This window comes from Streptomyces sp. DvalAA-14 (assembly GCF_900091855.1).
GTDB lineage: Bacteria > Actinomycetota > Actinomycetes > Streptomycetales > Streptomycetaceae > Actinacidiphila.
This window is the reverse complement of record NZ_FMCH01000092.1, coordinates 1-6,840: the sequence shown is the minus strand read 5'-3', so window position 1 is coordinate 6,840 and position 6,840 is coordinate 1. Positions and strand designations below refer to the sequence as shown.

Sequence of the window (6,840 nt, the reverse complement as noted above, 5' to 3'; positions counted from 1 at the left end):
GGTGCGGCCGGGTGGGTTGGTGCTCAGGCGTTGGACGGGCTGGATTTGCTGTGGCCCGGGCTACAGCGGGGCCAGGGTCAGCAGGGGCGTGCCGGGGAGGACTTGGGTGCCGGGGGTGACGAGGAGGTCCACCACGCGGCCCGGGGCGGGGGAGAGGACGGGGGACTCCATCTTCATCGCCTCCAGGGTGAGGAGTTGCTGGCCGGCGGTGACGATGTCGCCGGGGCGGACGAGGAGTTGCCAGACCCCGGCGGCGAGGTCGGATGCGACGGCTCGGCCGCCGGGAGGAAGGGTGAGCGCGGCGGCCGAGGGGGGAGCGGGGGCCGGGGTCTCCGGGCGGGTGAACTCGCCGGCGGCCTGCCAGGCGTCGCGTTCGGCGCCGAAGGCGGCGGCCTGGCGGGCGCGGAAGGAGTTGATGGAGTCGGCGTTGGCGGCGAGGAAGCGCTGGTGGTCGGCGAGGGCGAAGCGGCCGTCCTCGATGCGCAGGTCGAGTCGTCCGGCGGCCATGTCGGCGCGCAGCTCCAGGAGTTCGTCCGCGCCGACGGGATACCACGTGATGCGGTCGAAGAAGCGCAGCAGCCAGGGCCGGGTCGTGCGGTGGCTGGACCAGACCTGGACGGTGCGGCCGACGAACTGGTAACCGCCCGGTCCCTCCATGCCGTACACGCACAAGTAGGCGCCGCCGATGCCGACGGAGTTCTCCGCGGTCCAGGTGCGGGCCGGGTTGTACTTGGTGGTGACCAGCCGGTGGCGGGGGTCGAGCGGGGTGGCCACCGGTGCGCCCAAGTAGACGTCACCCAGGCCGAGGACGAGGTATTCGGCGTCGAAGACCGTGCGGTACACGTCGTCGACGGAGTCGAGTCCGTTGATCCGGCGGATGAATTCGATGTTCCACGGGCACCAGGGGGCGTCGTCGCGGACGCCGGCCATGTAGCGGGCGATGGCCTCACGGGTGGCGGGATCGTCCCAGGACAGGGGCAGGTGCACGGTCCGGCTGGGAACCACCAGTTCATCGGTGGGTGGGAGTTGGTCCTCCGCCTCGCGGACGAGGTCGAGCAGCTTGCCGGTGGGCAGCGCGGCGGGATCGACGTGGATCTGCAACGACCGTATGCCGGGGGTGAGATCGACAACGCCGGGCAGGCGCTGGGCGGCCAGGTGCTCGGCGAGCGCGTGCACCCGCATCCGCAGCGCGAGGTCCAGTCGCATGGGGCCGTACTCGACCAGCAGATTGTCGTCGCCGCTGCGGCGGTAGGTGACGGCCGGGCGTGCCGGGGTCTGCTCGGCGCGTCCGAGGACGCCGCCGTCGGCGATGACCGGACGCGACGGGGTGGGCGCGGTGGCGGGGCGGGCGCGCAGCGCGGTCGCCGCGTCCTCGCTGAGCGGCACGAAGCGTACGGTGTCGCCCGGCCGGAGCTGCCCCAGCTTCCAGCGCTGGCCGGTGACGACGGTCGCCGGGCAGACGAAACCACCGAGGGACGGGCCGTCGGGGCCGAGCAGTACGGGCATGTCGCCGGTGTAGTCGACCGCGCCGACCGCGTACGGCGTGTCATGGATGTTGGACGGGTGCAGGCCCGCCTCGCCGCCGTCGCTGCGGGCCCAGCGCGGCCGGGGGCCGACCAGGCGGACCCCGGTGCGGGCCGAGTTGAAGTGGACGCTCCAGGCGGCGCCGTAGAACTCCCGGATGTCCTGCTCGGTGAAGAACTCCGGTGCGGCGTGCGGCCCTTCGACCGCGCCGATCTGCCATGCGGTGCCGAAGGCGGGCCGCCGGTGCGACGGGACGGGGCCGCCGCCGCGCGTGGCCCCGCCGGTCGTGGCGCCGCCGTGCAGGACGTCGCCGGCCCGGAGCGTACGGCCGCCGTGGCCGCCGAACCGGCCGAGGGTGAAGGTGGCGGCGCTGCCCAGGTACGGCGGGATGTCGAGCCCGCCGGCGATCAGGACGTACGTGCGCAGGCCCGCGGCCTGCGGTGCCGGGATGTCGAGGCGGGCGCCGGCCGGTACCGTCACGGGCTCCCACTGCGGCACCGGGCGTCCGTCGACGGTCACGCGGGCCGGGGCGCCGGTGACGCACACCGTGGTCGCGTGGCTGAAGCGCAGCACCGGTCCCTCCAGCGTGCACTCGAGTCCCGGGGCGCCCTCGTCGTTGCCGAGCGCCTCGTTGCCGAGCCGGAAGGACAGGTCGTCCATCGGGCCGCACGGCGGTACGCCGACGTGCCACAGGCCGGTGCGGCCCGGCCAGTCCTGGACGGTGGTGAGCGTGCCGGCCCGGAGCACTTCGATCCGGCGCGAGGTGTCCTGGACGCCGTCGAGCGTCGCGGTGTGGTGGGTGGCGGCGCGCAGGTCGGGATCGGCCAGGGCGGCCCGCAGTTGGCCGAGGTTGGTCTCGATGCCGTCGATCCTGGTCGCGGCCAGCGCGTCGGCGAGCACGGCCAGCGCCTGCGCCCGGTCGGCGCCGTGCGCGATCACCTTGGCGAGCATCGGATCGTAGGAGGTGGTGACCTCGGTGCCCGTCTCCACCCATGTGTCGACCCGGACGTCCGGCGGGAAGGCGACCCGGGTGAGGAGTCCGGCGCTCGGCCGGTGGCCGTGGGCGGGATCCTCGGCGTAAATCCGGGCTTCTACGGCGTGTCCGACTCGCCTTGTCGACAAGGTGACCGGCGTGTCCCAGGCGTCGAGGCGGCTCGTGTCGCCCAGCGCCAGCCGCAGCATCCACTCCACCAGGTCGACCCCGTGGGTCTCCTCGGTCACCGGATGCTCCACCTGGAGGCGGGTGTTGACCTCCAGGAAGTACGCTTCCCCGCGCGCGGCGTCGTACACGAACTCCACGGTGCCCGCCGACCGGTAGCCGACCGACGCGCACAACGCCTGCGCGCTCGCAGCGAGTTGCGCGCGGAGTGCGTCGGACAGGCCGGGCGCCGGGGCCTCTTCGAGCACTTTCTGGTGGCGGCGCTGGAGCGAGCAGTCGCGGTCCCCGAGGGTCAGGACCCGGCCGTGGCCGTCGCCGAAGACCTGTACCTCGACATGGCGGGCGTGTTCCACCAGCCGCTCCAGGAACATCCCGCTCGCACGGTCGCTCTCGGCGAGGGGCCCGGCGGAGGAGAAGCTCGCCGCGGCCACCCGCCGCACCGACTCCCAGGCATCGGTGAGTTCGGCGGGGGAGTGGCAGGCGCGCATACCGATGCCGCCGCCCCCGCCGGTGGCCTTCAGCATCACCGGGTAGCCGAGCCCGTCCGCCGCGCCGAGCGCCGCGCCGAGGTCCGGCAGCAATCCGGTGCCGGGCAGCAGCGGGACACCGGCCGCCTCGGCGGCGGCGCGCGCGGTGTGCTTGGCGCCGAACACGTCCAGGTGGCCGGGCGCCGGGCCGACGAAGACCAGGCCGTCCGCGGCGCAGCGGCGGGCGAACTCCGCGTTCTCGGACAGGAATCCGTAGCCGGGATGCACCGCGCCGGCGCCGGTCTCCCGGGCGGCGGCGAGCACCGCGTCCATGGCGAGGTAGCTGGAGCGGGCCGGGGCCGGACCGAGCCGTACCGCGGTGTCGGCGAGGCGGACGTGCGGGGCGGCCCGGTCCGGGTCGGAGAAGACGGCCACCGTGCGCAGGCCCATCCGGCGGGCGGTGCGGATGATCCGGACCGCGATCTCGCCCCGGTTGGCGATCAGCAGGGTGTCGAAGGGCCGGTGGTCCGGCCGCCGGGAGCCGGTGGGCGGCGGATTGCTCATGCCGGGTCCTCCATCGCCGCCAGCGCGGCCGCCGCCTCTTGCGGCGGCGTCACCGTCATCCGTACCGGCGTCGGGTCGAACCCGTTGCACGGGTTGTTGATCTGCGGGCAGTTGGAGACCAGCACCAGCACATCGGTCTCGGCCCGCAGCAGCACTTCCAGGCCCGGCGCCGAGATGCCGTCCACGATGCCGAGGGTGCCGTCGTCCTCGACCGGCACGTTCATGTACCAGTTGACGTTGCTCACCAGATCGCGCTTGCCCAGGCCCCAACGGGCGCCCTCGGCGAGGAAGTTGTCCACGCAGGCGTGCTGCGACCAGGTGTGGTGGCCGTAGCGCAGGGTGTTGGACTCCTTGGAGCAGGCACCGCCGATCGTGTCGTGCCGGCCGACGCTGTCGGCCACCACCGTCATCAGCGGGGTGTGCTCGTTGGACAGCAGTACCGTGCCGGTGCTGAGGAAGATGTTGCCCTGCGCCTGGATCGTGTCGGGCGCGCTGTAGCGGACCGCGGTGTCGTGGGCGTCGTAGCCGAGGAAGTCCACCGCCTGATTGCCGTGCAGGTCGGTGATGGCGAGCAGGCCGCCGGCCGGAATCACCGCCGACCAGGGGGCGCGGGCCTCGACGGTCGTGGACGTGCTCACGCGATCCCCCTGGCGGCCGTCTGCTCTGCGGTGTTGAGGAAGGCACGGCGGCCCTCCGGGGTGGTGTCCCACAGCGGATCGCCGGGCCCGGTCGGCGTGCCGCGGCGCGCCCGCACCTCCAACGGCCCGCAGGTGTAGGCGGAACGGGGGTCGAGCGGGTGCGGCACATTCGCCAGCAGGACGGTCAGCGGCTGCTCGGCGCGCAGCGTCACCGCGGTGCCGGGGCCGGCCGAGCCGATGAACTCCACGGCGCCGTCCGGCTCGACGCGTACCCCCTGGAAGAAGGAGAGCGACGGCGGCAGGTCGCGGGGCGCCAACCCGTGCTTGGCGGCGCCCAGTTTGAACAGCTCGCGGCCCGCCGGGGACGGGCCGTGCGGCGAACCGTCGCCGTAGCGCGCCCGGTTGCGTACCGCGGTGGAGGTACCGCACAGGAGGTCGTGCCGGCCGCTGGTGTCGGCGATCACGGAGGCCAGCACCCGGCCCTGATCGGACAGCAGGAGCTGGCCGGCGCCGAGATAGGCGTTCCACTGGACCTTCGCGGTGTCGGCGGTGTTCAGCCGCTCCCAGGGGCGGCCGTCCACGAAGAGCAGCAGGTGGGCGCAGGCGTTGCCGGTCGCGTCGGCCAGGCGCAGTTCGGTGCCGCGGGCCAGCGCCTTGTGGGTGTAGCCGCCGCCGGCGACCGTCTCGGCCCACAGCAGGCCGTCCGGCGCCGGCACGGTCGGCATGGCCTCGGTCCGGGCCCCGTCCTGGGCGCGGGCGTGGTCCCGGGCCCCGGCGGTCGTCCCTGTCGTGCCGGTCGGTCTCGGTGTTCGCGCTGTCCGCGTGGTCCGCCTGCCCTGCTCGGCCCGCGTTGCCCTGGTCGCCACGATGCGGGGCCCCCTTTCCGTCGGCACGGATGAGTTTCTGTCGCTCGACAGAAATTAGGACGCGGGCGCTTCCGGGCCATTGCCCGACCGTTGCGGCGGGGTTACCGCGTGCTCACCGGGTGGACGGGCCGGGCCGGCGCACGCCGTGTGCGACGATCGGCCGGTGAGCGTCAACGGGAACGTGAACGGTAGGAGGGTCGGCCGGCCACGGGCCCGGCAGCGGCCGGACAGCGGGATGACCGCGCGGGAGGAACTGCTGGCGGCGGCCGCCGAACTCTTCACCACCCGCGGCTACACCGCCACCACGACCCGCGGGCTGGCCGAGCGGGCCGGAATGCGGCAGGCCTCGATGTACCACTACGTCGGCGGCAAGGAGGATCTGCTGGCGGAACTGCTGGAAAGCACCGTCACGCCCTCCCTGGCCCTGGCCCGCACCCTGCTCGCCGACCGCACCCGCCCCGCCGAGTCCCGGCTGTGGGCCCTGTGCCGCTCCGACGCCGAACTCCTGTGCGCCGGCCCCCACAACCTCGGCGCCCTCTACCTCCTGCCGGAGGTGGCCTCCCCCCGCTTCGCCGGCTTCCACCGGGCCCGCACCGCCCTCAAGACCGCCTACGCCGAGCTGCTCGCGGCGACCGCGCCCTGCGCCGACCTCACCCCCGGCGAACTCGCGCTGCGCACCGACCTGCTCTTCGCCCTGATCGAGGGACTCATCCTCGTGCACCGCTCCACCCCGAACCGCCCGGTCCCCGTCATGGCCGCCGCGGCGGCGGACGCGGCCCTGCGCATCGCGGGCGTTCCCGCCGAGCAACTCGGCGGGCTGCGCGGACCGTAGGCCGCCCCGGGTCAAGCCGGCGTCAAGCCGCGTGTCCCGCCGCATGCCCGGCCGGGCGCAGGGGAGTCGGGCGCCGGGCGGCCGGGCCCGGAGCCTCATCCCGGACCGGCCGGCGCACGGACCGGGTCCGGATTCGGCAGGTCCGTCACCTCGGGCGCGTCCGCCGCTTCCGCAGCTTTCAGTGCTTGTCCTCCGCCGCGACCGGCGGCAGGGATTTGAGCAGGTGGACGTCCGCGTGGCCGCCGGGGATGCCCGGGATCCGGCCGGTCTCGACGTAGCCGTGGCGCTGGTAGAAACCCGGCGCCTGGAAGGTGAACGAGGAGACGGCGACGCGATCGCAACCACGCCGCCGCGCCTCCGCCTCGGCGGCCCGCAGCAGCCTGCCGCCCCACCCGTCCGTGCGGCTGTCCGCCCGCACCCACAGCAGTTCGACGGTGCACAGGCCGCCCCAGGTGGCCGCGGTCAGCCCGCCGACCAGTCCACCCGCCGCGTCGGTGGCCCTGACCGAGAACGCGCCGCGATCAGCCGTCCCCGCGGCCGCGTTGTTGAAGGCGACCAGCTCCGCGGTCAGCCGTTCTTCCAGTTCGGGGTCGCGCTGCCCGGTGGTCACCGCGGGGCCGGGTCCGTGGTCGGTCGTCACGCCGCGGAGTATTCCAGCCCGGCGGCCCACCGGCACGGGATTATCGGGCCGGCGCCCCCCTGTCCGCCCCGGGCCGGTCAGGCACCGCCGGCGGCGGGGCGGGCACGGGCCGCTCGCCACGCTGCCCCGAGGGCCAGCGCGCCGGCCAGG

5 protein-coding genes are annotated in these 6,840 nt (G+C 74.5%); 1 reads left to right on the top strand and 4 read right to left on the bottom strand.

Annotated elements, in window-relative coordinates; genetic code table 11:
- Window positions 1-60: 60 nt before the first annotated feature.
- From uca to GA0115240_RS04515, 3 genes are read right to left on the bottom strand one after another with little or no spacing between them, the layout of a single operon-like run.
- The gene (uca, locus tag GA0115240_RS04525) at window positions 61-3,714 is read right to left on the bottom strand and encodes an urea carboxylase (RefSeq protein WP_093735350.1); all 3,654 of its coding nucleotides are present in this window, start codon (window positions 3,712-3,714) and stop codon (window positions 61-63) included.
- Window positions 3,711-4,352: an urea amidolyase associated protein UAAP2 gene (locus GA0115240_RS04520; protein ID WP_256069541.1), complete on the bottom strand. Its 642-nt coding sequence runs from the start codon at window positions 4,350-4,352 to the stop codon at window positions 3,711-3,713. Before GA0115240_RS04520 ends, uca begins: the two co-directional genes overlap by 4 nt.
- Window positions 4,349-5,077 (bottom strand): urea amidolyase associated protein UAAP1, encoded by a 729-nt coding sequence (locus GA0115240_RS04515; protein WP_093735348.1) that lies wholly within the window; start codon window positions 5,075-5,077, stop codon window positions 4,349-4,351. The genes GA0115240_RS04520 and GA0115240_RS04515 overlap by 4 nt, the downstream gene beginning before the upstream one ends.
- Window positions 5,078-5,453: 376 nt before the next feature.
- Between GA0115240_RS04515 and GA0115240_RS04510 the strand changes: the two genes are divergently transcribed.
- The gene (locus GA0115240_RS04510) at window positions 5,454-6,050 is read left to right on the top strand and encodes a TetR/AcrR family transcriptional regulator (protein WP_093735347.1); all 597 of its coding nucleotides are present in this window, start codon (window positions 5,454-5,456) and stop codon (window positions 6,048-6,050) included.
- A 178-nt stretch (window positions 6,051-6,228) separates the two neighbouring features.
- Here GA0115240_RS04510 and GA0115240_RS04505 read toward each other — a convergent pair whose 3' ends face one another.
- Window positions 6,229-6,690, bottom strand: a complete 462-nt coding sequence (locus tag GA0115240_RS04505; RefSeq protein ID WP_256069540.1) for a GNAT family N-acetyltransferase — start codon at window positions 6,688-6,690, stop codon at window positions 6,229-6,231.
- Between the last annotated feature and the right edge of the window lie 150 nt (window positions 6,691-6,840).